Origin of the sequence: Terrabacter terrae, from assembly GCF_039529575.1 — a bacterium.
GTDB classification, from domain to species: Bacteria; Actinomycetota; Actinomycetes; order Actinomycetales; family Dermatophilaceae; genus Terrabacter; species Terrabacter terrae.
The window spans coordinates 579838-603026 of sequence record NZ_BAAANB010000021.1 but is presented as its reverse complement, the minus strand read 5'-3'; the positions used below and the strand labels follow the sequence as shown (position 1 = coordinate 603026).

The following is a 23189-nucleotide window of genomic DNA, read 5'->3' as shown; positions in this document are numbered from 1 at the left end:
GCGTCTCAGAGCCGGGCGAGCAGGGCCGCCGCCACGTCCCGGTAGGCCTGGGCACCCTTGGACGACCGCGCCGTGGCGAGGATCGAGCGGCCGACGGCCGGCGCCTCCGCGAAGCGCACCGTCTTGGGGATCGGCGGCTCGAGCACCGGCAGGTCGTAGCGCTCCCCCACGTCGGCCAGCACCTCGCGCGCGTGGTTGCTGCGCCCGTCGAAGAGCGTCGGCAGGATGCCCCAGACCTCGAGGTCGCGGTTGAGGATCTTCTGCACGTCGGCGACGGTGTCGAGCAGCTGCCCCACCCCGCGGTGGCTGAGCATCTCGCAGGGCATCGGGATGATGAGGGCGTCGGCGGCCGTGAGCGCGTTGAGCGTCAGCACGCCGAGGCTCGGCGAGCAGTCGAGCAGGACGATGTCGTATGCCGTGTCGACGCCTTCCAGCGCCGTGCGCAGGACGTACTCGCGCCCGGGCCGGGGCAGCAGCATGGCCTCGGCGCCGGCGAGCTCGATGGCCGAGGGCAGCAGGTCGACACCCTCCTCGCACCTGACGACGATGTCCCCGGGCTCGGCCCCGCCGGTGAGCACGTCGTGCACCGAGCGCTCCACCGTGTCGGGGTCGACTCCGAGGGAGAAGGTCAGGCACGCCTGGGGGTCGAGGTCGACGAGGAGCACGCGCTTGCCCTGCTCGGCGAGGGCCGCGCCGATGCTGGCGACGGAGGTGGTCTTGGCGACGCCGCCCTTCTGGTTGGCCAGCGCGATCACCGTCGGGCGGGTCTCGGGCGTCGCCGTCCTGGTGCCCCTGGGGGTGGTGGAGGCGGTGGACCTGTCGCTCGTGCGGGTGCGGGGCGCCATGGGTCCCAGTCTGTCAGGTCCGGTGGCCGCGACGGACTCGGCAGGACCGGTCCACGCACGTCACGTGACGGACTCGACACGCCGCTGGGCGGGCACTCGTTGCGCGGCGACGCAGCAGCGTCGCGGCGGCTGGTTCAGGCTCCGGTGCGGCTCGGAACGGTGGAGTCGTAGCCCGCGGGCTCGAGGCCGGCCCAGTCGGACTTCTCGGGCCCCATCTGCTGGCCCTCGTGGCAGTGCGCGCGGAAGTCGCACCACGAGCAGATGGCGGAGGTGCGCGGAGGGAACCGGATCGACTCGACGCCGACCTTCTTGAAGTCCGCGTCGGCACGCCGCAGGTCCGAGGCGATCGACTCGGCCTCGGCGACCTTGCGCCCGAGCGACTCGTCGGTGTGCTCGTGCGAGGCGATCGTGCCCGAGGGCACGTGGTGCAGCTCGACCCGGTGGCAGGGCCGGCGGAACATCCGGGAGGCCGCGACGGCATACAACGCGAGCGGCAGCGACGTGCGGGCGTCGTCGTCGGTGGGCACCTGGCGGCCCGTCTTGTAGTCGACGACGACGAGCTCGCCGTCCCGGTCGTCGAGGCGGTCGATGCGGCCGCTGATGGCCACGGCCTCGGTCTTGAGCGAGACGCTGCGCTCGATGCCGACGGGTTGGTTGTCGCGTTCGCTGCGCCGCAGGTAGTCCGTGACGGCGTCGCGCACCCGCAGGCGCCAGGCGGCGGACTGCTCGGGGTCGCGGAAGCCCACATCGATCCACGACGTGCGGACGAGCTCGGCGACACCCGCCGGGGTGCGCTGCCCGGCGGGCAGGTCCCAGAAGTCGCGCAGCACGTTGTGGGTCGCGATGCCGACCGAGGTGTGCGCGCGCTGCGGGCGCGCCTGGGGACGGGGACGGTCGAGGTACTGCATGCGGTAGCGGCGCGGGCAGTCGAGCCAGGCGAGCAGCCGCGACGGGGATCCGGAGTAGAGCGGTGTCGGCATGCCGGCGAAGGTCGTCTGCTCAGCGGCTCCCGTCGTCACGCCGCCACCCTACGGCTCGGGGGCGACAGGGCGCCGCAGCCCTGCACAGCCGCGCCCGGCAGGCCGCGGCGGCCCGAGCGCTCAGGGCCTCAGCACCTCGGTGACCCCGCTGGAGGCCACCTCGATGGCCTCGAGCACCTCGGGTGTCGTCGTGTTCTCGCCGAGCCGGTTGCGCTTGCCGGTGCCGTGGTAGTCGCTCGACCCGGTGAGCAGCAGGCCCAACCGGACCGCGAGCTCCTCGGCGTGCGCCACCTCGTCGGCGCCATGGTCGCGGTGGTACGCCTCCAGGCCCACGAGCCCCGCCTCACGCATACGGGCGATGAGGGCGTCGTCGACCGAGCCCGATCGCGTCCGGGTGAACGGGTGCGCGAGAACGGGCACGCCGCCGGCCGCCCGGACGAGCTCGACGGCGCTGACCGGGTCGGGCGCGTAGTGGCCGACGTAGTACGGCGAGTCGTCCCCCAGCCACGAGCCGAACGCCTCGTCGCGGTGCTCGATGGTCCCGTTGGCGATGAGGGCATCGGCGATGTGGGGCCGCCCCGGCGTGGCCCCCGGCGCCACCTGCGCCAGCACCTCGTCGTACGTCAGGGGTATGCCGTCCGCCGCCATCCGCTCGACCATCCGCTCCAGCCGGGTGGCGCGGGAGTCGCGAGCGCGCGCGAGCTCCTCGCGCAGCGGACGGTCGTCGGCAGCCGGCAGGTAGCCGAGCAGGTGGATCGACGAGTGCCGCCAGGCGCAGGAGATCTCGATGCCGCGCACGAGGGTGACGCCGTGCTCGTGCGCCGCCGCGGCGGCCTCGTCCCAGCCGGCGACGCTGTCGTGGTCGGTGATCGCGAGGACGTCGATGCCCGCGGCGGCCGCCGCGGCGAGGAGCTCGGAGGGCGTCTCGGTGCCGTCGCTGACCGAGGAGTGGGTGTGCAGGTCGATGACGGGGCGCGAGAGCTCCCCGCCTGCGCTCCCGGTCGATGTCACGCTCCTCAGCGTAGGGGCGAGAGCCACGATCCTCGCGTTTCGACGCTCCCGGGCGCGCGGCGGCGGGCCTCCGCCCCGACCCGCTGGCAACCTTTGTGCCGCACCGCCCGTAGATGGGGCATGGACAGGGACAGGGGAACCGAGTGAGCCGCCGCAGCGACGCACGCGACGCCGACTTCACCGCCTTCATGACGCAGGCCGGTCCGGCTCTGCTCCGCACTGCCTGGCTGCTGACCGGCGACCACGACAAGGCGCAGGAGCTGACCCAGGCCTCGCTCGTCAAGACGTACGTCGCCTGGCCGCGGGTCCGGGAGGGTGAGGCCCTGGCGTACGCGCGGCGCATCCTCGTCAGCCACCGCACCGACGTCTGGCGCGCGACCCGCCGTGAGCTCGTCACCGACGCGCCACCCGAGCAGGACGAGAGACGGTCCCGTCGGGACGACGTGCAGACGAGCGACGACCGTGATCTCGTCGTACGCCTCCTGCGCACCCTCCCGGAGCAGCAGCGCACCGTCGTCGTCCTGCGCTACTACACCGACCTGTCCGAGCAGGCCACGGCCGAGGTGCTCGGCATCTCCGTCGGCGCCGTCAAGAGCGCCGGCTCTCGTGGCCTCGCGGCGCTGCGCGCCGCGCTCGCCGCCGCGCACGCTGCCGATGCCTCCCGAACCCCGGAACGCACCGAGCGAGAGAGGAGCGCCCGATGACCACCACGCCAGACTCCAAGGTCCGCGCAGCGCTGGACGGAGCCACGCGGGTCGAGGGATTGACCTTCGACCCCGAGGCCGTCCTGCACGAGGGTCACCGGGTGGTCCGGCGTCGCCGGATCGCCGCCACTGGCCTCACCGCGGCCGCCACCGCCGTCGTCGCCGTCGTCGCGGTCCAGCTCGGCACCGGCCAGCCCCGCGCGCTCCCGGCCGGACCGAGCACCTCGCCGACCGCCGTCGTCACGGCACTGCACGAGTCGGGGCAGCTGTCCACCAACGGCTCCTCGGAGGTCCAGGTCATGTCGGGCCCCGGCCTCCGGCTCGAGGTGGAGTCCACGTCAGGCGGCAAGGTCAGGGAGACCTGGCAGGTGCTCCAGGGCACCAAGACCGTTCGCACCGTGCGACGGGAGGTTCCCCGCCCTCAGGTCGGCGGCTCGAGCCTGCTCCTGCCTACCGATGGCGGGCTGCCGGGCGTCATCGCCGGCTGGGTCGACACCGGGAGCCCCAGGACCCTCAACGTCTCGCCCAGGTTCGTCCCGCCCACCGCCTCGTCAGGCGAGACGACCTCCACCACGGGCCTGGTTCCGTCCGGCGGGGGCTCGGCGTCGACACGCCGACTGTTCATCACTCAGGTGGGCCGTGTCATGCCGGACCAGCTCGCGGGTCTGACCTGGTCCGAGATGGTGGATGCTGCCGACCCCGTGAAGCAGGGGTTCCGCGCGGCGCTCACCGCCAATCCCCGCTCCGACATCGCCCGTGCCCTTCTCACTGCCCCCGACGGCGACCAGTGGGTCGCATGGAGCGACGACAGCCACTTCGGTCTCCTGTCGGGTCGCGGCGTCCAGCCGGGACCCGACGGGTCGGGGCCCATTCAGACCCTCCCGGTTCCGGCACGCACCGGCCTGGGGACCACCCCGGACCTGCTCTTCGGATGGGCGAACGGCACCGCTGGCGTCACCGCCACCTCCTCCGACCCGGCCGACCGCCTCGTGGTGTCCTTCGATCCTGCCGGCGGGCGAACGGCCTTCCTCGTTGCGCCGCAGCCTCCCTCTCTGCGGATCAAGGGCGCGGTGACGGTCACGGTCGGCGGCAGCTCCACCACTGTCGGCTTCGCCGGCACAGGTCAGGGCTGAGGCACCCCGGCGCCGGCGTCGCGGCCGGGCCAGTTGCGGTCGGGCACCGGCACCGGGCGGCCCGGCTGCTCGCCGCCGCGCGCCTCCAGGTAGTTGGCCTTGGGCACCATGACCTTGCGGCGGAAAATGCAGACCACCGTCCCGTCCTGCTTGTAGCCGATGGTCTCGACGTGCACGACGCCGCGGTCGTCCTTCGAGGTCGACTCCCACTTGTCCAGCACCGTCGTCTCGCCGTAGATCGTGTCGCCGTGGAAGGTGGGCGCGACGTGCCGCAGGGACTCGATCTCGAGGTTGGCGATGGCCTTGCCCGACACGTCCGGCACCGACATGCCGAGCAGCAGCGAGTAGACGTAGTTGCCGACGACGACGTTCTGCCCGAACTGCGTCGAGCCCGCGGCGTAGTGCGTGTCGAGGTGGAGCGGGTGGTGGTTCATGGTCAGCAGGCAGAAGAGGTGGTCGTCGTACTCGGTGACCGTCTTGCCGGGCCAGTGCTGGTAGACCGCACCGACCTCGAACTCCTCGTAGCTGCGCCCGAACTGCATGCCCACTCCTCGTCGTGAGAACTCGCCCGGCCCCGCTGGGACGAGCGGCTACCAGCCTGCCGGAGCGGACGGCATACGCCCATGGCCGTGTGCCGTGTGCTTGCTCACGGTTGCGTCCGCTCGTCGGCGACGGGCTGGGGAGACGTTGTTGCCGCGGCGACGTCGGTCGCCGACGGCGCGTCGGACAGCAGGGGCGCGCTGCTGCCGGGCGCGTCGGGGGCGGGGTCCGTCTGCAGCGTGGCGCCGGCGGCCGGGCGGGGTCGCAGGCCGCTGCCGCGCACGGCGAGCAGGCCCGCGAAGTACGTGCCGAGGGACACGCCCGCGGCCAGGCCCAGCCCGAGGCCGAAGGCCTGCACCAGCGTGGGCACCCCGACCGCGAAGCCGTTGCCGTCGGGGTCGGTGACGAGCTGCGAGATGCCCTCGTAGGCCATCCGGCCGGGCAGCAGCGGCACGATGGCCGCCGTGGTGACGGCGAGCGCCGAGATGGTCAGGCGCCTGGCGAGCAGGCGAGCGGCGAAGCCGATGACGAGCGCGGCGGTCGCCGAGGCGGTGACGGCTCCGAGCGCGAGGGCGCGCTCGCCCAGCGCGAGCACGAGCCAGCCGAGGCCCCCCGCGATGCCGGCGACGGCGACGGCACGGCCGCTCGAGTAGGACATGACGGCGAACGCCACGGAGATGACGACGGCACAGACGACCTGCACGACGATGTTGTCGCTGAGCAGGGTCTGCGAGGTGATCGCGATCGGGTAGTCGAGGCGCTTGCCGAGCGACAGCACGACCGAGATGCCCACGGCGATGCCGAGCGAGAGCACGACGACCTCGAAGCCGCGGGCACCCGCCGTGACGTAGTAGCCCTCGAGGGCGTCCTCCGCGGCGCCCACGACCGAGAGCCCGGCCAGCAGCAGCACGATGCCCGAGGCGACGACGAGGGACGGCGAGACGTCGCCGAAGAAGCCCATCCCGGCCGACTGGGCCACGACGAGGAGCGTGGCGACCGCGGTCGGGATGGCGGCGCCGACGCACTGCGCGAAGAAGGCCGCCACCCCGGCGTTGGTCAGCCACCCGATCACCCGGTTGACGACGGTCGCCGTCAGGAAGCTGAGCAGGATGATGAAGGGGCCGGCGCCGACGAGTCCGGCCGCTCCGGCGGCGAGCGCTCCCCCGGCCACGGTCACGAGCCAACGCCGGTAGGGGTGCGGCGCGGTGATGACGGCGTCGAAGCGCACCCGCGCCTCGTCGACCGACACGGGGTCGTGCGACAGCTCGACGATGAGGCTGCGCAGGCGCTCGAGGCGCGTGTAGTCCTGGACCCGGAAGCGCACGATGCGCATCACGGTGATCGGGTCGGCGTGCGGGCCGCGGTGGTACGAGACGGTGACCGACGTGTAGGTCACGTCGACGTGGACCGAGCTGAGGCCGTACGCCTTCGTGAGGGTGAGCACGGTCGCCGTGACGTCGGCGGCTGCAGCGCCGGTCGCGATCATCGCGACCCCGGCCCGCATGGCCAGGTCGATGACGGCCTGGGCCGTCAGCGCGTCCACCCCGTCGGGGGTGGTCCAGATCGGGATCTCGTCGGTGGGCGGTCGGCTCGGGCGCATGGCCCGCCGCGTGCTCGCCCGCAGGGACGGGAGACTGGCCCGGGCCGAGGTCGGCCGGAGGGTGCGGTCGCGGTCGGTGCGGGGCACCCGACGACTGTATTGCCCGCCCCCCTGCCCCACCCGGCCGGGGGCAGGCGCGCACGCCGGGCAATCTGGTTGTCACGGGTCCCGTTCGCCGTGACACGATGACGGGATGAGTGAAGAGCAGAAGACGTCGCCGGGTCGCAAGCGCCCGACGACCGACGAGTTCCGCGCCTTCGTGGCGAGCGGCTGGGCCCCTCGCGGCACCGGGGTGACCCCCCGCGCCGAGGTGGCCGACTACGCGGCCCGGCGCCGTGAGGCCGTGAGCGCCGCCTTCCCCGGCGAGCGCCTGGTCATCCCGGCCGGTGGCCTCAAGGTCCGCAGCAACGACACCGACTACGTCTTCCGGCCGCACAGCGCCTTCGCCCACCTCACCGGGCTCGGCAGCGACCGTGAGCCCGACGCGGTCCTCGTCCTCGAGCCCAACCGGTCCCCCGGCGGCCAGAGCGCCCACGGGCACGAGGCGATCCTCTACTTCCGCCCGCTGGCCGACCGCGACACCGAGGAGTTCTTCGGCGACTCCCGCTACGGCGAGTTCTGGGTCGGCGCCCGACCCACCCTCGCCGACGTCGAGTCGGAGCTGGGCCTGACCGCCCGGCACGTCGACGAGTTCGCCGACGCCATCGCCAAGGACGCCGGCCAGGTCACCATCCGGGTGGTCCGCGACGGCGATGCCGAGGTCGCGGCACGGGTCGACCAGGCCCGCGCCGCCGCGACGGAGACCCAGGAGGCGATCGAGGCCGAGACGCGGGTCGAGGTCCAGCGCGGTGCCGACGAGGAGCTGGCCGCCTTCCTGTCCAGGCTGCGCTTCGTCAAGGACGAGTGGGAGGTGGAGCAGATGCGCGATGCCGTCGCCGGCACCCACAAGGGCTTCGACGCGGTCATCGCCGACCTGCCCGAGGCCGTGCGCCGGGGTCGCGGTGAGCGCTGGGTCGAGGGCGTCTTCGGGCTCCACGCCCGCCACCACGGCAACGGCGTCGGCTACGACTCCATCTGCGCGAGCGGCGACCACGCCAACACGCTGCACTGGATCAAGAACACCGGCGAGGTCCGCGAGGGGGACCTGCTCCTGCTCGACGCCGGCGTCGAGGTGGACTCGCTCTTCACCGCCGACATCACCCGCACGCTCCCGGTCAGCGGCACCTTCACCGAGGTGCAGCGCAGGATCTACGACGCCGTGTATGCCGCCCAGGAGGCGGGGATCGCCGCCTGCCGGCCCGGCAACAGGTTCAGCGACGTGCACGCCGCCGCCATCCGTGTCATCGCCGAGCACCTGCACGAATGGGGCCTGCTGCCCGAGGGCGTGGACGTCGAGGGCACCCTCGACGCCGAGCACGGGCAGTACCACCGCCGCTGGATGGTGCACGGCACGAGCCACCACCTCGGCATCGACGTGCACGACTGCGCGCTCGCCACGCGTCAGGAGTACAACGACGCGGAACTGCGTCCCGGCATGATCCTCACGGTCGAGCCGGGGCTCTACTTCAAGGCCGACGACGAGCTCGTCCCCGCGGAGTTCCGTGGCAACGGCGTTCGCATCGAGGACGACGTCCTCATCACCGCGGACGGCTGCGAGAACCTCTCGGCCGCGATGCCGCGAAGCGCCGCCGACGTCGAGCAGTGGATCGCCGGCATCTGGGGCGCCAGGGCCTGAGGCCGACCTCGCCCGCCCCGCAGCACGCCGGGACGTAGCCGACCCCCGGACGGTCGTGACCGTCGGGGGTTGGCTCGTCTTCGACGTGCCGTCGTCAGCCGGCGGGTGGCCCCGTGGGCGGGTCGCTCGGTCGGGGCGACGATGGGGGTGACGAGGGGGTCGACGGTGGCGCGGCCGGGTGCACCACCGCCCCGCCGAAACCGGAGCCGAGGCCCGTCCCGATCCCCGCCTTGGCGAGGATCTCGCGCGCCTGCTGGGCGACCTTGTGCTCGCAGAACACCTCGTAACGGGTCGCCACGACCTGGCTCACCGACGAGAAGTCGCGGGCTCCGCGGGTGAACGCGTAGCCGACGACCGACCAGATGAGCCCGAACAGGGCGCCGTAGAGCGAGGTCAGGACCAGGAGCGTCAGGGGGTTCGAGGGCCGGGAGAACAGCGAGAGGATCAGCCCCACGAAGAGCCCGAGCCACACGCCGGAGAGCAGCCCACCCACGGACACCCTGCCCCAGGTCAGACGGGCAGTGACCCGCTCCATCTGCTTGAGGTCGGTGCCGACGATGAGGCAGTTCTCGACCGGGAAGTGGTTGTCGGACAGGGTGTCGACGGCCTTCTGCGCGTCGACGTACTTCTCGAAGATCCCCAGCGACATCGGGTACTCGAGGGACAGCGTCGCAAATCCCTGGCGTCCCCCCGGACCCTTCGGTTGCAGGCTCATGGCTCCATCCTCGCATCCCGGTGCAGGACGCGCGGGGGCCTCAGGACCGGAGCTTGTAGTCCTCGACGAGGCGACGGCCGATGATCATCCGCTGGATGTCGGCAGTCCCCTCGCCGATCAGCAGCATGGGCGCCTCGCGGTAGAGCCGCTCGATCTCGTACTCCTTGGAGTAGCCGTAGCCGCCGTGGATGCGGAAGCTGTCCTCGACGACCTGCGAGCAGTACTCGGAGGCAAGGTACTTCGCCATGCCGGCCTCGAGGTCGTTGCGCTGGCCCGAGTCCTTCTTCCGAGCGGCCTTGACCATCATCTCGTGCGCGGCCTCGACCTTGACGGCCATGTCGGCGAGGCGGAAGAGCACGGCCTGGTGGTCGACGATCTTCTTGCCGAAGGTCTCACGCTGCTGCGCGTAGGAGACGCCGAGCTCGAAGGCCCTTCGGGCCACACCGCATCCGCGGGCGGCGACGTTGACGCGCCCCACCTCGACGCCGTCCATCATCTGGTAGAAGCCCTTGCCCGGCTCGCCGCCGAGGACCTGGGCATCGGTGGTGCGGTGCCCGTCGAGGATGAGCTCGGTCGTGTCGACGCCCTTGTAGCCCATCTTGTCGATCTTGCCCGGCACGGTGATCCCCTGCGCGGTCTCGCCGAAGCCCGGCTCCTTCTCGACGAGGAAGGTCGTCATGTTGCGGTAGACGGACTCGGCCCCGGTGTCGGTCTTGACGAGGACCGCGACGAGGTTCGCCGAGCCGCCGTTGGTCAGCCACATCTTCTGGCCGTTGATCGTCCAGTCGCCGTCGTCTCCCTTGACCGCCTTGGTCTTGATCGCCGAGACGTCGGAGCCGCAGCCCGGCTCGCTCATCGAGAAGGCCCCGCGGATCTCGCCGGTGGCCATCCTCGGCAGGTAGCGCTGCTTCTGCTCGTCGGTGCCGTGCTGGAGCAGCAGGTAGGCGACGATGAAGTGGGTGTTGATGATGCCGCTGACGCTCATCCAGCCGCGGGCGATCTCCTCGACGCAGAGGGCGTAGGTCAGCAGCGACTCCCCGAGGCCGCCGTACTCCTCGGGGATCATCAGGCCGAAGATCCCCATCTCCTTCATGCCCTCGACGATCTCCGTCGGGTACTCGTCCCGGTGCTCGAGCTCGGTCGCGACGGGGAGGATCTGCTCGTCCACGAACTCGCGGACGAGCTTGACCAGCTCGGTCTGCTCCTCGGAGAGGCCGTCGGTCTGCTGCAGTCGGGACATGCTCGGATCGCCACCTTGCGTCTGGTCTCGGGTCGACTGCGACCGAGTATGCCGTCGCGCCGGGTGGGCGGTCACCGGCGTGGGCTGTGAGGGTCGACACCTGTGTCGTCGGTCACCGGCGGTGAGCCGCGGTGATGAGCGCGGTGAGGAGCGGACCACCGGCCGGATAAATGCGTTGCGCCGTCCGGCGCTGGTGCGCGACCCTCGGTGTCGACCGCGACGGTGGACGACCGGCGCACCGGACCCAAGGAGGGTGACATGTCGATGAGGGCCTCGGGCATGCCTGCCCACGTTTCTTCTTCCTTGGAGTTCTCTTGTCATTCAATGCTTTTCACGAAGACGACCTCGAGGTCTTCGACGCCCGGCTGACCGACCGCCGCGTCTCCGACCTCGAGCTCGAGCAGTACGCGGTCGACACGGACCCCGACGGTCCTCCGGAGGGCGATCGGTGGTCCAGCTGGGACGGTGCGACGCACGGTCCCAGACCGAGGCCGGACTGGGTCATCACCGATCTGGGCGCGGTCGAGACCGACCTCGGCATCCTCAAGACCGGCAAGGAGGCCGACGTCCACCTGGTGCGCCGGTGGGTGCCCGGTTCACCCGACCGGGACGTGCTCATGGCCGGGAAACGCTACCGGTCGAGCAAGCACCGCATGTTCCACCGCGACTCGGGCTACCTCGAGGGACGGCGCGTGCGGAAGTCGCGCGAGACGCGGGCCATCCGGACCCGGACCTCGTTCGGCAAGGAGCTGATCAGCGGCCTCTGGGCCTTCGCCGAGTTCGAGATGCTGGTCCGGTTGTGGGACGAGGGGCTGCCGGTGCCCTACCCGGTGCAGATGTCCGACGACGAGATGCTGATGGAGTTCATCGGCACCTCCGACGGAGGGGCCGCCCCACGTCTCGCGCAGGTGCGCCCGGACCCGGCCCTGCTGCCGGCGCTCTTCGAGCAGCTGCGCGAGGCGATGCTGCGGCTGGCGGAGCTCGGCTGGGCGCACGGTGACCTCTCGCCGTACAACGTGCTGCTCGACGGCGCGGGCGAGGATGCCCGGCTCGTCCTCATCGACTGGCCACAGGTGGTCGACGTCATCGGCAACCCGCACGGCCCCGAGTTCCTCGAACGCGACACACGCAACATGTGTGACTGGTTCACTCGACGTGGGTACGCGGTGGACGAAGGCCTGCTCTTCGGGGACCTCATGGCGGCGGCGACGTCGCGCTGGTGAGGGCGCCGGGGAGCCGGGGACGAGATGGAGGCCGCCCGTTCGTGGGGTGACCTCCATCCGCCCCGGCCTCGGCCAGCGTCACCGGCTCGTCAGTGGTCGGTGAGGAAGTCGGCCGTGTGGCCGAACTTGCCCGAGTGCACGAAGGCCTCGAGCGGCAGCCGCGAGCGCGGCAGGCGGGCCCGGGTGCGCACCCACTCCGGCACCTTGGCGTCGTCGTCGGGACCGCCGGGGAGCCCCAGGGCAATGCCCGTGGTCACGGCCCAGTGCGGGGGCACCGCGAACCGCTCGGTGGCGGCTCGATGGTCGAAGCCGCCGAACTGGCGCACCTGCAGACCCATCGACCGGGCCTGCACGGTGATGTGGGCGACCGCCTGCCCGAGGTCGAACATCGCGTAGTCGCTGTAGGCGATCTCGTGGTCCTCGTCCGTTGCCACCTGGTGCAGCGTCAGGATGATCGCCGAGGCCGAGGGCGCCCATGCCTGGTTGGCCGAGGACAGCACCTCGACCATCGCGGCGTGCGTGTCGTCGCCGCGCAGGCCGACGAGGAAGCCCCACGGCTGGGAGTTGCCGGCCGACGGGGACCAGCGCGCCGCCTCGAGGATGGCCCGCAGCTCCTCGGGCCGCAGCTCGTGGGAGCGGTCGTAGACCATGACGCTCTCGCGGTCGCGCAGCAGGGGCGTCAGGGTCTCCGGCTGAGCCGGGGTCACGAGGGGCGTGTGCCGCCCCGTCACGTTGGCAGTCATCTCGTCAGCCATGCCGCTCCACCGTCCTCCACGCAGGTGTCAACGATCCCCGACGCACGACTCTTCCCCACGGGTCTGTGGGCAGCACCACCAGGGTCAGTACGCGCGTCCCACGACGGCCAGTACCCCGTCGTCCGACTCCGACCCGGGCACCGATCCGTCAGGCATCGTCAGGCACCGCACGGTCACGGACGACTCGGCCAGGCTGGCCTCCCCCTCCGGCCCGAGCGTCGACCACGGGATCGTGGCCCACCCGGTGCGGGCCGCCTCGGCGGCGTCCTCGAGCGACTCGACTGAGGAGGTGTTGGCGTCCCGGTGGGCCAGCGCGGCGGCATACAGCGCCTCGTGGTCCTCCTCGAGGGCCGTGCAGACGGTGTCGACAACCGCCCCGAGCGGCACCGCGGACTTGCCGCCGGCAATCCGCCGGGCGAGGGTGACGGCGCCGTCGGCGAGGTCGCGGGGACCGACCTCCACGCGCACGGGGATGCCCTTGAGCTCGGCGTCGACCGCGCGGCGCCCGAACGGCGTGTCGACCCGCGCGTCCAGCTCGGCACGCACCCCGCGGGCCAGGAGGTCGGAGAGGAGCCGACGAGCCGCCGCCTGGACCCCCTCGCCGTCCTTGACGACCATGACGAGCGCCTGGACGGGGGCCAGCCGGGGCGGCACGCGCAGCCCCTGGTCGTCGCCGTGGCCCATGATGAGGCCGCCGAGCATGCGCGTCGAGGTGCCCCACGACGTGGTCCAGCACATCTCCTGGCGCCCGTGCTCGGAGAGGTAGGTGATGTCGAACGCCTTGGCGAAGTTCTGCCCGAGCTCGTGGCTCGTGCCCATCTGCAGGGCCTTCCCGTCGCGCATCATCGCTTCCAGCGCAAGGGTGTTCGTCGCGCCGGCGAAGCGCTCACGGGCCGTCTTGCGACCGAGCACCACTGGCATGGCGAGCATCTCGCGCATGAACGCGGCATAGACGTCCTCGTGGATGCGCTTGGCGTACGCCCGCGCGTCCTGCTCGGTGGCGTGGGCCGTGTGCCCCTCCTGCCACAGGAACTCGCTGGTGCGCAGGAAGATCCGCGGCCGCAGCTCCCAGCGCACGACGTTGGCCCACTGGTTGAGCAGCAGCGGCAGGTCGCGGTAGCTCTGCGTCCACTTCGCGAGGTACTCCCCGATGACCGTCTCGGACGTCGGGCGCACGACGATTTTCTCCTCGAGCTCCTTGCCGCCGGCGTGCGTCACGACGGCGAGCTCCGGGCTGAAGCCCTCGACGTGCTCGGCCTCGCGCGTGAGGTACGACTCGGGGATGAAGAGCGGGAAGTACGCGTTGCGCGCCCCGGCTTCCTTGATGCGCCGGTCCATGTCGGCCTGCATCCGCTCCCAGATGGCGTAGCCGTACGGTCGGATGACCATGGTGCCGCGCACCGGCCCGTTGTCGGCCAGCTCCGCCTTCGCGACGACGTCCTGGTACCAGCGGGGGAAGTCCTCGGACTGAGGAGTCAGCACGGTCTTGGGCATGCGGCAGATCCTACGGTCGGCGCGCACAGCGACCCTCGGGGTTTTCCGGCCGTCGGTCTCAGCCGCGCTGCATCGTGGCGACGAGGAACGCCTGCCACGCCTCCCGGGAGTCCGACAGCTCGCCGGGCCCACCCGCCTGCTCGAGTATGCGGGTCGTCGCGTCGCGGGTCACGTCGTCGAAGTCGCCGGTGGTCTCGACCTCGGTGCGCCCCCACACGTGGCGGCACATCGCCTGGACCGCCTGCACCTGGGCGCGCGAGCGCCGGATGAGCCGAGGCCGCTCGGGCCCGAACCGGCCGACGTCGACGTGGATGTGGTTGGCGTGCGGCGCGTCGAAGAGGTAGGTCAGCACGTCGGCGAGCTCGTGGTGCAGCCCCGCTGCGGTGCGCCAGTAGAGCGCGAGCCGCGGCGCAGCTCGGGCGCCGGAGCATCGCGCCAGAGGTCGTGGCGCAGCGACGTGAGGTCGCGACCGCCGGCCCGCAGGCGCGCGATGTCGATCGCCTCACCGGAGCTGTGCCACGACGTCGGCGACGCCGGGACCCAGGCACCGTAGGACCGGATCTCCTCGGGGACCTGCCCGACGTGGCGCCGGTGCAGGGCGAGCCACCGGTCGAGCCGGGCGCCGAACGGCTCGGTCACGTAGTAGCTGACCGGGCGCCCGGTCACCTCGTAGACGTGGGTCGCACCGCCGACCCGCCGCCTCGCCGTGAGCTCGGTGCGGTCCACCGGCCGCGGCTCGAGACGCAGCTCCGGTGGCGCCGGGTCTGCGAAGCCGGCCGACCGCAGGAGGTCCGGGAGCCCGGGTCCACTCGACACGGCATACGCCCCTCCGGCGGCGACGGCGCCGACTGCGCCGACTGCGCCCAGGGTCAGCAGCCCCCGACGGGTGAGCCCGGACGGCTCCCGCCTGTCGGGCCGGTCGGGCACGGCCCTGCCCTCGCCGGCGTTCGGTGTCACACCTGCTCCAACGCCTCAGGCGACACGAGGTTTCCCGGCTGCCGCCTGCGGCGCTCGACGTCAGCCCTCGCCGCGCGCTTCGCGGTGCAGGTCGGGCACGTCCGGGAGACGACGGAAGCCGGCCGACGCGTACGTGGCGACGGCCCCGACGTTGGCGGCCGGGGTGCACACGACCGCACTGGAGGAGCCCATCTCCCGCAGCGCCGCAGCCGCAGCGCACGAGACCGCCCGGCCGTAGCCGCGTCCGCGGTGGTCCCGGTGCACGCCCACGGGTTCGAGCAGTCCCGGCCTCCCCGGACCGGCGGACCACACGGTCGCAGCCGCCACCGGCGTCCCCTCGTCGTCGTGGGCGAGGAGACAGCGGGCATCGGCGTAGGGCGAGCCCGCAGCCATCGCGTGCCAGCGCTCCTCGGTGAACGTCGACCGCTCGAAGGCAGCACGCTGGACCTCGGTCCGCGGTGTCACCTGCTGGGGACCGACCGTCTCGACCCGGACCCCGCAGTCCTCCACCGGCTCGGCCAGGTCGCGCTCCAGGGGCGTCCACGCCTCGCCGGCAACCCATCCGTCGTCCAGCAGCACCTGGCGCACGACCCCGCCGCACCGGGCCTCCACGTCGATGCTCTCCTGCTGCAGGACGCCGCGGTCCGGGTCGCCCACGTCGTCGAGGAGCTGACGCGCCAGCTCCTCGTCGTCCTGCAGCCCGGGCGCGACGGCGAGCCGCAGCACGGTGGGGCTGTCGACCATCCCGACCGCCACCACCTGCCCGTCGCGGCTCCAGGTGCGCAGCGCCGCTGCCAGCGTGTCCGCCCCGAACCTCCAGTGCCAGCCGAGGTCTCCCGGGTGCAGCTGCACGGGCGCACCGGGGTACTGCCAGGCCCGCATCGCCTCCACGACGCCGTCCAGCTCCCGCACTCCGGGCTCACCCATCACGATCACGCCGTCATCCAACACCTCCGGCACGCCGTGGCGCAGGTGGGTTTCCGGGGCGGTGGGCCCGGTTCGGTGCCGGGAGGAACCGTAGCGCCCAGCCCGGCCTCCGAATGCCGAGATCGAGGCACCCGTTCTGGCACATCCCCGGAAGGATCTCGGGCACCATTCGAGGCACCACAGGGCGCCGCCGCAGGGCGGCCGACGGACGGAGTGGCCATGGCCACGTGTGCGCAGTGCGGCAAGCAGGTCGGCGGGCTCAGCAGCTCCAAGGGCGGACTCGTCACAACGGTGACGGGCCGCAGGATCTGTCGGCCCTGCAACGACCGGCTCGTCGGAGCGGCAGCAGGCGTCATCGCCGCTGGAGGCGACGCCTCGACCAGCGCGCCGGTGGCCTCGGCCGTCTCGACGGCCGGCTGGTCGGAGCGGGTCCGCGCCGCGCGCCGGGGCCGTCGCACCGGCCACGGCGACCAGCAGCGCCGGCCCCCACCGGGTCCGGTGCCGTGCGAACCCCCGTCCGGGTGAGCGCGGCGCCCTGGACACACGGGCATGCGGGCCTAGGCTCCCGGCATGTCCGCCGGCCCCCTCCCCCGACGGCGGTCGGTCCTGAGGGCGGCCCTGGCCGTCGGCGCCGGTGGGGTGGCGGGAAGCCTCGTGGCGGGCTGCGGCCGCGACCCTTCCGGCGCGGTCCTCACCGATGGAGTGCTGGACGCGAGGCACGGCCTCGACGGGCGGCGGTGGAGGCTTGCCGTCCCCGAAGGCCGAAGCGCCCGCGGACTGGTGGTGGCCCTCCACGGGTTCGGCGGCGACGCCGGCTCGGCATTCGACCTCGGCTACGGCGACGCCGTGGCGTCCACCGGCCTGGCCCTCGCCTCCGTCGACGGAGGTGACGGCTACTGGCACCGTCGCACCGACGGCACCGACAGCGGCGCGATGGTGCGTGAGGAGCTCATCCCGCTGGCGCTCAGCCGCACCGGACTGCCGGCGACGTCGAAGGTGGGCCTGCTCGGCTGGTCGATGGGCGGGTTCGGCGCGCTCCTGCTCGCCAGCGACCTGGGACCGCAGAGGGTGGCAGGGGTCGTCGCCGCGAGCGCTGCCCTCTGGCGCACCGGCGCCGAGACGCCGGCGGTCGCCTACGACGGGAAGGCCGACTTCGACCGGCACTCGGTCTTCAACCGCGTCGACCGGCTGACCCGCATCCCCGTGCGGCTCGACTGCGGCCTCTCGGACCCGTTCGTCGCCGCCAACCGCGCGCTGGCCGCCCGTCTGGCGAAGGTCGAGACGCACTTCGAGCCCGGCGACCACGAGGACGCGTGGTGGGCCGCGCACGCGTCGGCCGAGATGGCTTGGCTCTCGGGCCGCGCCTGACCCGGAGTTTCCTCGGCAGCGCCGCCCCACGGCATACGGCATGCGGCACGGGTGTGCGCGTGACGGCTCAGGACAGCGCGGCGATGGCCTCCGCCGTGGCCAGCACCTTCCGGGCGGTGTCGACGTGGAGGTTCTCGATGAGCCGGCCGTCGAGGGTGGCGACGCCGCGTCCCTGCGCCTGCGCGGCCTCGAAGGCCTCGATGACGGCGCGCGCCTGCTCCACCTGGGCGGCGCTCGGCGCGAAGACCTCGTTGCACGACTCGACCTGGCCGGGATGGATGAGGGTCTTGCCGTCGAAGCCGAGCTCGCGTCCCTGGCGCGCCTCCGCGAGGAAGCCCTCGGCGTCCTTGACGTCGTTGTAGACGCCGTCGACCACGGAGACACCGGCGGCCCGGGCGGCGAGGACGACGAGCTGCAGGGTGGCCTGGATCGCTGCCCGCCCCGGCGCGAAGGTCGCGCCGAGCTCCTTGTAGAGATCGTTCGTGCCGAGCACGAGGCAGGCCAGCCGGTCCGAGGCGCGCGCGATCTCCTCAGCGTGGAGCACGGCCACCGGCGTCTCGACCATGGCCCAGAGGCGGGTGCGCTCCGGCGCGCCGGCGGCCTCCATGGCCTCTACGAGCGCAAGCACCTCGTCGGCCGAGCCGACCTTCGGCACGACGATCGCGTCCGGGCCGGCGGCCGCCGCCGCGGCGAGGTCGGCGTCGTGCCACTGCGAGCCGAGCCCGTTGACGCGGACCGTCAGCTCGCGCCGGCCGTACTCCCCTGACTGCACTGCCGCACAAGCGTTTTCGCGCGCCGCCTCCTTGGCGTCCGGAGCGACGGCGTCCTCGAGGTCAAGGATGAGCGCGTCGACCGGGAGCGTCTTCGCCTTCTCCAGCGCCCGCTCGTTGGAGCTCGGCATGTAGAGCACCGAGCGGCGCGGTCGGTAGCCGGCGGAGGCGCCGGGGTCGTATGCCGTCTGCTCCGTCATCGGGTCAGCCCTCCTGGGTGGCGGGCTCGGCGGCATACAGCTCCGCGAGTGCGGGGTCCGTCCTGGCGAGGCGCTCGGCGAGCTCGACGATGACGAGGCACTGCTTGAGGCTCGCGTCGTCCTCCATCTTGCCGTCGAGCATCACCGCGCCGGTGCCGTCTCCCATGGCGGCGACGACGCGGCGCGCGTGCGCGACGTCCTCGGCCGACGGGCTGAAGACGCGCTTGGCGATCTCGATCTGCACCGGGTGCAGCGACCACGTGCCGACGCAGCCGAGGAGGAAGGCGTTGCGGAACTGGTCCTCGCAGGCGACGACGTCCTCGATGTCTCCGAACGGGCCGTAGTAGGGGTAGATCCCATGCATCGCGCAGGCATCGACCATGCGGGCGATCGTGTAGTGCCACAGGTCCTGCTGGGCCGTCGCGCGCTCGCCCCGGACGTCGCCGTCGACGGGGTCGGTGCGCACGAGGTAGCCGGGGTGGCCGCCCCCGACGCGGGTGGTCTTCATGCGGCGGTCGGCGGCGAGGTCGGCGGGCCCCAGCGACAGGCCCTGCATGCGCGGCGAGGCGCCGCAGATCTCCTCGACGTTGACCATCCCCCGGGCCGTCTCGAGGATCGCGTGGACCAGGATCGGGCGGGTCAGGCCGGCCTTGGCCTCGAGCTGGGCGAGCAGGCGGTCGACGTAGTGGATGTCCTCGGCGCCCTGGACCTTGGGCACCATCACGACGTCGAGCTTGTCGCCGATCTCCGTGACGAGGGTCGTCAGGTCGTCGAGCGCCCACGGGCTGTCGAGGGCGTTGACGCGCGTCCACAGCTGCGTGTTCTCGCCGAAGTCGGTGGCCCTCGCGATCTCCACGAGGCCCTCGCGGGCCGCCTCCTTGCGGTCGGCCTTGACGGCGTCCTCGAGGTTGCCGAGGAGGACGTCGACGGCGCCGACCAGGCCAGGCACCTTCGCGGCCATCTTGGGGTTGCTCGGGTCGAAGAAGTGGATCACCCGGGACGGGCGGGCCGGCACCTGCGTCAGGGGCGTCGGCGCCCCCACCGCGAGCGGGCGGAAGAAGTCCTTGGCGGTGCGCATGCGCGCCAACGTAGCAACGGCCCGACGGGCTGCGTTATGACGACAGTCACGCCTGCCGGAGATGAGGGCGGGATCACTATGGTGGCTTTGTGACCGAGCCGACCGACCCGCAGCCGTCGAACGCGAGCGCCCTGCTGTCCGAGGCGATGACGAAGTCCGGCCTGCTCTGGATCGACGTCGAGGGCGACCGCACCTGGCCGGCCTGGCACGTCTGGGACGAGGGCGCCGCGCTCGTTGTCAGCGGCCCCGGTGAGCAGCCGCTGCCCTGGCTGCCGGCCGACGTGCGCCTCATCCTGCGCAGCAAGGACACCGGCGGCCGCCTGCTGACGGTGCGCGCGCACAGCCACGTCCTCGAACCCGGTTCTCCGCAGTGGGAGCGCGCTGCCGAGCTGCTGCGGGCCTCTCGGCTCAACGCCGTCGACGACTGCGTCACCCGTTGGGCCGCGCAGTGCACGATCACCGCCCTGGTGCCCTACGACAGCCCGGTCGAGTCCCCGGGCGCGTATGCCGCCGACGACCACCGCAGGGCGCCGGCCCGCACCGCCGCCACCACCACGTCCTGGCGCCCCTGGCACCTCGGCGGGCGCGGCGAGGAGCGGGTCGCGCGCAAGCGGGTGCGCGCCGAGGCGAAGGCCGCTCGCAAGGCTGACAAGGAGCGCGCGAAGCTCCGCAAGAAGCGTCGGCGCCGTGGCGGACCGTTCCGCGGACTCTGACCCCATAACCTTGGCCCATGAGTGCGAGCACGCGAGTCTTCGTCGCCCGCCTGACCGGACTGAGCGTCTTCGACCCGCTCGGTGACCAGGTCGGGCGGGTGCGCGACGTCGTCGTGATGTTCTCGGCCACTCGCCCACAGCCTCGCGTCATCGGCCTCGTCGTCGAGGTGCCGGGCCGCCGCCGCGTGTTCGTGCCGATGACCCGCGTGACCTCGATCGACGCCGGCGCGGTCATCACCACCGGGCTGGTCAACATGCGCCGGTTCGAGCAGCGCACCAACGAGGTCCTCGTCGCCGCCGAGCTGTTCGACCGCACCGTGCGGGTCACCACGACCGAGGCGGTCGAGGCCGGCTTCGCGACGGCCCTCGTCGAGGACATCGCGATCGAGCAGGGACCCCGGAGGGACTGGATTGGGACCCGGGTCTTCGTGCGGCAGATCACGGCCGGCGTCTCGTCGGCGTCGAAGGCCATGTCGCGGCTGACCCGCCGCCGGTCCGGCAAGACGATGCTCGTCGACATCCGCGACGTCGTGGGGCTGCACGAGCAGCCCGGTGCCCAGAGCGCCGAGCGCCTCCTCGAGACCTACGACGACCTCAAGGTCGCCGATCTGGCCGAGGTCATCCACGACCTCAACCCGAAGCGGCGCGCCGAGGTGGCGGCCGCGCTCGACGACGAGCGACTCGCCGACGTCCTGGAGGAGCTGCCCGAGGACGACCAGGTCGAGATCCTCGCGGGACTGGCCAACGAGCGCGCGGCGGACGTGCTCGAGGCGATGGAGCCCGACGACGCGGCCGACCTGCTCGCCGACCTGCCGCCCGAGCAGGCCGAAGAGCTGCTCCAGCTCATGGAGCCCGACGAGGCCGCTCCCCTGCGGCGCCTGCTCGCCTACGACGAGAACACCGCCGGCGGCATGATGACCACCGAGCCCGTGGTCCTCGGTCCCGAGGCGACGATCGCCGAGGCACTCGCGACGGTGCGCCGCGAGGAGCTCGCGCCGGCACTCGCCTCCATGGTCTACGTGTGCCGTCCGCCCCTCGAGGCGCCGACCGGCCGTTACCTCGGGCTCGTCCACATCCAGCGGCTGCTGCGGGAGCCGCCGCACGGCGCCGTGGGCTCGATCATCGACAAGGAGATCGAGCCGCTGCCCGCCACGGCCTCCCTCGAGACCGTGACGCGCACCCTCGCGACCTACAACCTCGTCTCCCTGCCGGTCGTCGACGACGACGGGCGGCTCATCGGCGCGGTCACGGTCGACGACGTGCTCGACCACATCCTGCCGGAGGACTGGCGCGAGGAGCGGCACGAGCTGGGGGTGAAGCCGTGAGCGAGCGGGCCGAGCGCAGCGAGCGCAGGGCCGGGTCGCGTCAGCAGCGCAGCGACCGCCTCGACCAGCCACAGGAGCAGAGGGCCAGCCTGCTGCCGCCGATCGCGTTCTCGCAGGAGGCGTTCGGCGTCCTGTCGGAGAAGTTCGCGCGGTTCATGGGCACGGCGCAGTTCCTCATCGGCATGACGGTGTTCGTCGTGCTGTGGGTGGGCTGGAACGTGCTCGCGCCGAGCAGCCTCATCTTCGACCAGTACCCCTTCATCTTCCTGACGCTGATGCTGAGCCTGCAGGCGTCCTATGCCGCGCCGCTCATCCTGCTCGCGCAGAACCGCCAAGCCGACCGGGACCGGGTCGCGCTCGAGCAGGACCGGGCCCGCGACGAGCGCAACCTCGCCGACACGGAGTTCCTGACTCGCGAGGTCGCCTCGCTGCGACTGGCGCTGCGCGAGCAGGCCACCCGCGACTTCGTCCGGTCCGAGCTGCGCAGCCTCCTCGAGGAGCTCGAGGACCGCGCGCTCATCAGGGGCGCCGACGAGAACGCGAGCGACCAGGTCTGAGCGACGGCGAGGCCGCCTCGGGGTGAGCGAGCGCACCCCGGCCGGCGTCGGGCAGCCGTGCGCGGCGGCATACGATGGAACACATGTCTGCCGTCGCACTACCCAGCCGTGACGCCCTGCTCACGGCACTCTCGAAGGTCAACGACCCGGAGATCCGCAAGCCGATCACCGAGCTCGGCATGGTCAAGTCGGTCGAGGTCGACGACGCCGGCAAGGTCGACCTCGCCATCTTCCTCACCGTCTCCGGCTGTCCGATGAAGGACACGCTCACCCGCGACACGAGCAACGCCCTGCTGGCGGTCGACGGCGTCACCTCGGTCGAGGTCGAGCTGGACGTGATGAGCGACGAGCAGCGTGCCGCGCTGCGCACGCAGCTGCGCGGCGGCGCCCCCGAGAAGGAGATCCCCTTCGCCAGGCCCAACAGCCTCACGCGGGTGTATGCCGTCGCCTCCGGCAAGGGTGGCGTCGGCAAGTCCTCGGTGACCGTCAACCTCGCCGCGGCCATGGCCGAGCAGGGGCTGCGGGTCGGCGTCGTCGACGCCGACGTCTACGGCTTCTCGGTGCCGCGCATGCTGGGCGTCGAGCAGCGCCCGACGCAGGTCGACGACATGATCCTGCCGCCCGTGAGCCACGACGTGAAGGTCATCTCGATCGGCATGTTCGTCCCCGGCAACCAGCCGGTCGTGTGGCGTGGCCCGATGCTGCACCGCGCGCTGCAGCAGTTCCTCGGCGACGTCTTCTGGGGCGACCTCGACGTGCTGCTGCTCGACCTGCCGCCCGGCACCGGTGACATCGCGATCTCCGTCGCCCAGCTGATCCCGACCGCCGAGATCCTCGTCGTCACGACGCCGCAGCAGGCCGCGGCCGAGGTGGCAGAGCGCGCCGGCTCGATCGCCCTGCAGACCCACCAGCGAGTCGTCGGCGTCATCGAGAACATGAGCTGGCTCGAGCTGCCCGACGGCACCCGCCAGGAGATCTTCGGCTCGGGCGGTGGCCAGGCCGTCGCCGACTCGCTGACCCGCAGCATCGGCGCGCCCGTCGAGCTGCTCGGACAGATTCCGCTCGACACGCGCCTGCGCGAGGGCGGCGACTCCGGCACCCCCGTGGTGCTCGGCGCCCCCGACTCGGCAGCCGGCGTCGCCCTGCGCGGCATCGCCCGCAGCCTCGGCACCCGTGCCCGCGGCCTCGCCGGCCGCTCCCTCGGTCTGACGCCCGCCGGTCGCTGACCCGCTCCCCCTTTCACACGTCGAAAGGCCACAAACCGGGTCTCAGCACCCGTCGAAAGGCCACAAACTGGGCCGAGCTGGGACCGCTCAAGA

24 protein-coding genes are annotated in these 23189 nt (G+C 72.4%); 10 read left to right on the top strand and 14 right to left on the bottom strand.

Features of this window, described 5'->3' with window-relative positions:
* Positions 1-5: 5 nt before the first annotated feature.
* From ABD194_RS12950 to ABD194_RS12940, 3 genes are all read right to left on the bottom strand, one after another.
* A complete protein-coding gene (locus ABD194_RS12950; protein WP_343991950.1) occupies positions 6-845 on the bottom strand; it encodes a ParA family protein in 840 nt (279 codons plus the stop codon).
* Between the two features lie 134 nt (positions 846-979).
* Entirely contained in the window at positions 980-1864 is an 885-nt protein-coding gene (locus ABD194_RS12945; RefSeq protein ID WP_343991948.1) for a RecB family exonuclease, read from the bottom strand.
* Between the two features lie 81 nt (positions 1865-1945).
* The gene (locus tag ABD194_RS12940; RefSeq protein ID WP_425580012.1) at positions 1946-2845 is read right to left on the bottom strand and encodes a PHP domain-containing protein; all 900 of its coding nucleotides are present in this window, start codon (positions 2843-2845) and stop codon (positions 1946-1948) included.
* Positions 2846-2979: 134 nt separating this feature from the next.
* Here ABD194_RS12940 and ABD194_RS12935 point away from each other — a divergent pair, with 134 nt between their 5' ends.
* Together ABD194_RS12935 and ABD194_RS12930 are read left to right on the top strand one after the other, a co-directional pair.
* The gene (locus ABD194_RS12935; RefSeq protein WP_343991944.1) at positions 2980-3540 is read left to right on the top strand and encodes a SigE family RNA polymerase sigma factor; all 561 of its coding nucleotides are present in this window, start codon (positions 2980-2982) and stop codon (positions 3538-3540) included.
* Complete coding sequence (locus ABD194_RS12930; RefSeq protein WP_343991942.1) at positions 3537-4673, top strand: hypothetical protein; 1137 nt, start codon at positions 3537-3539, stop codon at positions 4671-4673. Before ABD194_RS12935 ends, ABD194_RS12930 begins: the two co-directional genes overlap by 4 nt.
* On the opposite strand, the gene ABD194_RS12925 is transcribed toward ABD194_RS12930, so the two are convergent.
* Positions 4664-5215: a MaoC family dehydratase gene (locus tag ABD194_RS12925; protein ID WP_343991940.1), complete on the bottom strand. Its 552-nt coding sequence runs from the start codon at positions 5213-5215 to the stop codon at positions 4664-4666. The two genes, ABD194_RS12930 and ABD194_RS12925, sit on opposite strands and share 10 nt — an antisense overlap.
* Before the next feature lie 104 nt (positions 5216-5319).
* The gene (locus ABD194_RS12920) at positions 5320-6900 is read right to left on the bottom strand and encodes a threonine/serine exporter family protein (protein ID WP_343991938.1); all 1581 of its coding nucleotides are present in this window, start codon (positions 6898-6900) and stop codon (positions 5320-5322) included.
* Positions 6901-7006: 106 nt separating this feature from the next.
* On the opposite strand from ABD194_RS12920, the gene ABD194_RS12915 reads away from it, so the two are divergent.
* Positions 7007-8548 (top strand): aminopeptidase P family protein, encoded by a 1542-nt coding sequence (locus ABD194_RS12915; protein ID WP_343991936.1) that lies wholly within the window; start codon positions 7007-7009, stop codon positions 8546-8548.
* A gap of 94 nt (positions 8549-8642) precedes the next feature.
* Here the strand turns inward: ABD194_RS12915 and ABD194_RS12910 are convergent, their stop codons facing one another.
* Together ABD194_RS12910 and ABD194_RS12905 are read right to left on the bottom strand one after the other, a co-directional pair.
* Positions 8643-9263 carry a YflT domain-containing protein gene (locus ABD194_RS12910; protein ID WP_343991934.1) on the bottom strand — a complete coding sequence of 207 codons (621 nt, stop codon included), beginning with the start codon at positions 9261-9263 and terminating at the stop codon, positions 8643-8645.
* A gap of 40 nt (positions 9264-9303) precedes the next feature.
* Positions 9304-10503, bottom strand: coding sequence for an acyl-CoA dehydrogenase family protein (locus tag ABD194_RS12905; protein ID WP_343991932.1), 1200 nt, complete (start codon positions 10501-10503; stop codon positions 9304-9306).
* Positions 10504-10817: 314 nt separating this feature from the next.
* On the opposite strand from ABD194_RS12905, the gene ABD194_RS12900 reads away from it, so the two are divergent.
* Positions 10818-11726 carry a serine protein kinase RIO gene (locus ABD194_RS12900; protein WP_343991930.1) on the top strand — a complete coding sequence of 303 codons (909 nt, stop codon included), beginning with the start codon at positions 10818-10820 and terminating at the stop codon, positions 11724-11726.
* Between the two features lie 89 nt (positions 11727-11815).
* Here ABD194_RS12900 and ABD194_RS12895 read toward each other — a convergent pair whose 3' ends face one another.
* The 5 genes from ABD194_RS12895 to ABD194_RS12875 form a co-directional block, all read right to left on the bottom strand.
* Positions 11816-12481: a nitroreductase family protein gene (locus ABD194_RS12895; RefSeq protein WP_343991928.1), complete on the bottom strand. Its 666-nt coding sequence runs from the start codon at positions 12479-12481 to the stop codon at positions 11816-11818.
* A gap of 84 nt (positions 12482-12565) precedes the next feature.
* The gene (proS, locus tag ABD194_RS12890) at positions 12566-13975 is read right to left on the bottom strand and encodes a proline--tRNA ligase (RefSeq protein ID WP_343991926.1); all 1410 of its coding nucleotides are present in this window, start codon (positions 13973-13975) and stop codon (positions 12566-12568) included.
* A 58-nt stretch (positions 13976-14033) separates the two neighbouring features.
* Complete coding sequence (locus ABD194_RS12885; protein ID WP_343991924.1) at positions 14034-14327, bottom strand: hypothetical protein; 294 nt, start codon at positions 14325-14327, stop codon at positions 14034-14036.
* Positions 14321-14932: a hypothetical protein gene (locus ABD194_RS12880; RefSeq protein ID WP_343991922.1), complete on the bottom strand. Its 612-nt coding sequence runs from the start codon at positions 14930-14932 to the stop codon at positions 14321-14323. Before ABD194_RS12880 ends, ABD194_RS12885 begins: the two co-directional genes overlap by 7 nt.
* A gap of 60 nt (positions 14933-14992) precedes the next feature.
* Positions 14993-15859: a GNAT family N-acetyltransferase gene (locus tag ABD194_RS12875; protein ID WP_343994141.1), complete on the bottom strand. Its 867-nt coding sequence runs from the start codon at positions 15857-15859 to the stop codon at positions 14993-14995.
* Between the two features lie 219 nt (positions 15860-16078).
* On the opposite strand from ABD194_RS12875, the gene ABD194_RS12870 reads away from it, so the two are divergent.
* On the top strand, positions 16079-16384 hold the full coding sequence (locus tag ABD194_RS12870; RefSeq protein WP_343991920.1) for a hypothetical protein: 306 nt from the start codon (positions 16079-16081) through the stop codon (positions 16382-16384).
* Positions 16385-16429: 45 nt separating this feature from the next.
* Positions 16430-17227 carry an alpha/beta fold hydrolase gene (locus ABD194_RS12865; protein WP_343991918.1) on the top strand — a complete coding sequence of 266 codons (798 nt, stop codon included), beginning with the start codon at positions 16430-16432 and terminating at the stop codon, positions 17225-17227.
* Between the two features lie 67 nt (positions 17228-17294).
* Here ABD194_RS12865 and ABD194_RS12860 read toward each other — a convergent pair whose 3' ends face one another.
* Both ABD194_RS12860 and ABD194_RS12855 read right to left on the bottom strand, forming a co-directional pair.
* Positions 17295-18197 carry an HpcH/HpaI aldolase/citrate lyase family protein gene (locus tag ABD194_RS12860; protein ID WP_343991916.1) on the bottom strand — a complete coding sequence of 301 codons (903 nt, stop codon included), beginning with the start codon at positions 18195-18197 and terminating at the stop codon, positions 17295-17297.
* 4 nt (positions 18198-18201) lie between these two features.
* Entirely contained in the window at positions 18202-19275 is a 1074-nt protein-coding gene (locus tag ABD194_RS12855; protein WP_343991914.1) for an HpcH/HpaI aldolase/citrate lyase family protein, read from the bottom strand.
* 89 nt (positions 19276-19364) lie between these two features.
* Here ABD194_RS12855 and ABD194_RS12850 point away from each other — a divergent pair, with 89 nt between their 5' ends.
* From ABD194_RS12850 to ABD194_RS12835, 4 genes are all read left to right on the top strand, one after another.
* Positions 19365-19988, top strand: a complete 624-nt coding sequence (locus ABD194_RS12850; RefSeq protein ID WP_343991912.1) for a hypothetical protein — start codon at positions 19365-19367, stop codon at positions 19986-19988.
* Between the two features lie 17 nt (positions 19989-20005).
* Positions 20006-21313, top strand: a complete 1308-nt coding sequence (locus ABD194_RS12845) for a magnesium transporter MgtE N-terminal domain-containing protein (protein ID WP_343991910.1) — start codon at positions 20006-20008, stop codon at positions 21311-21313.
* On the top strand, positions 21310-21870 hold the full coding sequence (locus ABD194_RS12840; RefSeq protein ID WP_343991908.1) for a DUF1003 domain-containing protein: 561 nt from the start codon (positions 21310-21312) through the stop codon (positions 21868-21870). Before ABD194_RS12845 ends, ABD194_RS12840 begins: the two co-directional genes overlap by 4 nt.
* Positions 21871-21953: 83 nt before the next feature.
* A complete protein-coding gene (locus tag ABD194_RS12835) occupies positions 21954-23096 on the top strand; it encodes an Mrp/NBP35 family ATP-binding protein (protein WP_343991906.1) in 1143 nt (380 codons plus the stop codon).
* The last annotated feature ends 93 nt before the right edge of the window (positions 23097-23189 follow it).

What these genes read in the sequence shown, in the direction of transcription:
- ABD194_RS12845 (WP_343991910.1), top strand. Translation starts at nt 20,006, where the DNA reads ATGAGTGCGAGCACGCGAGTCTTCGTCGCCCGCCTGACCGGACTGAGC.
- ABD194_RS12930 (WP_343991942.1), top strand. Translation starts at nt 3,537, where the DNA reads ATGACCACCACGCCAGACTCCAAGGTCCGCGCAGCGCTGGACGGAGCC.
- ABD194_RS12860 (WP_343991916.1), bottom strand. Translation starts at nt 18,197, where the DNA reads ATGACGGAGCAGACGGCATACGACCCCGGCGCCTCCGCCGGCTACCGA.
- ABD194_RS12915 (WP_343991936.1), top strand. Translation starts at nt 7,007, where the DNA reads ATGAGTGAAGAGCAGAAGACGTCGCCGGGTCGCAAGCGCCCGACGACC.
- ABD194_RS12835 (WP_343991906.1), top strand. Translation starts at nt 21,954, where the DNA reads ATGTCTGCCGTCGCACTACCCAGCCGTGACGCCCTGCTCACGGCACTC.
- ABD194_RS12950 (WP_343991950.1), bottom strand. Translation starts at nt 845, where the DNA reads ATGGCGCCCCGCACCCGCACGAGCGACAGGTCCACCGCCTCCACCACC.
- proS (WP_343991926.1), bottom strand. Translation starts at nt 13,975, where the DNA reads ATGCCCAAGACCGTGCTGACTCCTCAGTCCGAGGACTTCCCCCGCTGG.
- ABD194_RS12905 (WP_343991932.1), bottom strand. Translation starts at nt 10,503, where the DNA reads ATGTCCCGACTGCAGCAGACCGACGGCCTCTCCGAGGAGCAGACCGAG.
- ABD194_RS12855 (WP_343991914.1), bottom strand. Translation starts at nt 19,275, where the DNA reads ATGCGCACCGCCAAGGACTTCTTCCGCCCGCTCGCGGTGGGGGCGCCG.
- ABD194_RS12875 (WP_343994141.1), bottom strand. Translation starts at nt 15,859, where the DNA reads ATGGGTGAGCCCGGAGTGCGGGAGCTGGACGGCGTCGTGGAGGCGATG.
- ABD194_RS12910 (WP_343991934.1), bottom strand. Translation starts at nt 9,263, where the DNA reads ATGAGCCTGCAACCGAAGGGTCCGGGGGGACGCCAGGGATTTGCGACG.
- ABD194_RS12895 (WP_343991928.1), bottom strand. Translation starts at nt 12,481, where the DNA reads ATGGCTGACGAGATGACTGCCAACGTGACGGGGCGGCACACGCCCCTC.
- ABD194_RS12925 (WP_343991940.1), bottom strand. Translation starts at nt 5,215, where the DNA reads ATGCAGTTCGGGCGCAGCTACGAGGAGTTCGAGGTCGGTGCGGTCTAC.
- ABD194_RS12865 (WP_343991918.1), top strand. Translation starts at nt 16,430, where the DNA reads ATGTCCGCCGGCCCCCTCCCCCGACGGCGGTCGGTCCTGAGGGCGGCC.
- ABD194_RS12870 (WP_343991920.1), top strand. Translation starts at nt 16,079, where the DNA reads ATGGCCACGTGTGCGCAGTGCGGCAAGCAGGTCGGCGGGCTCAGCAGC.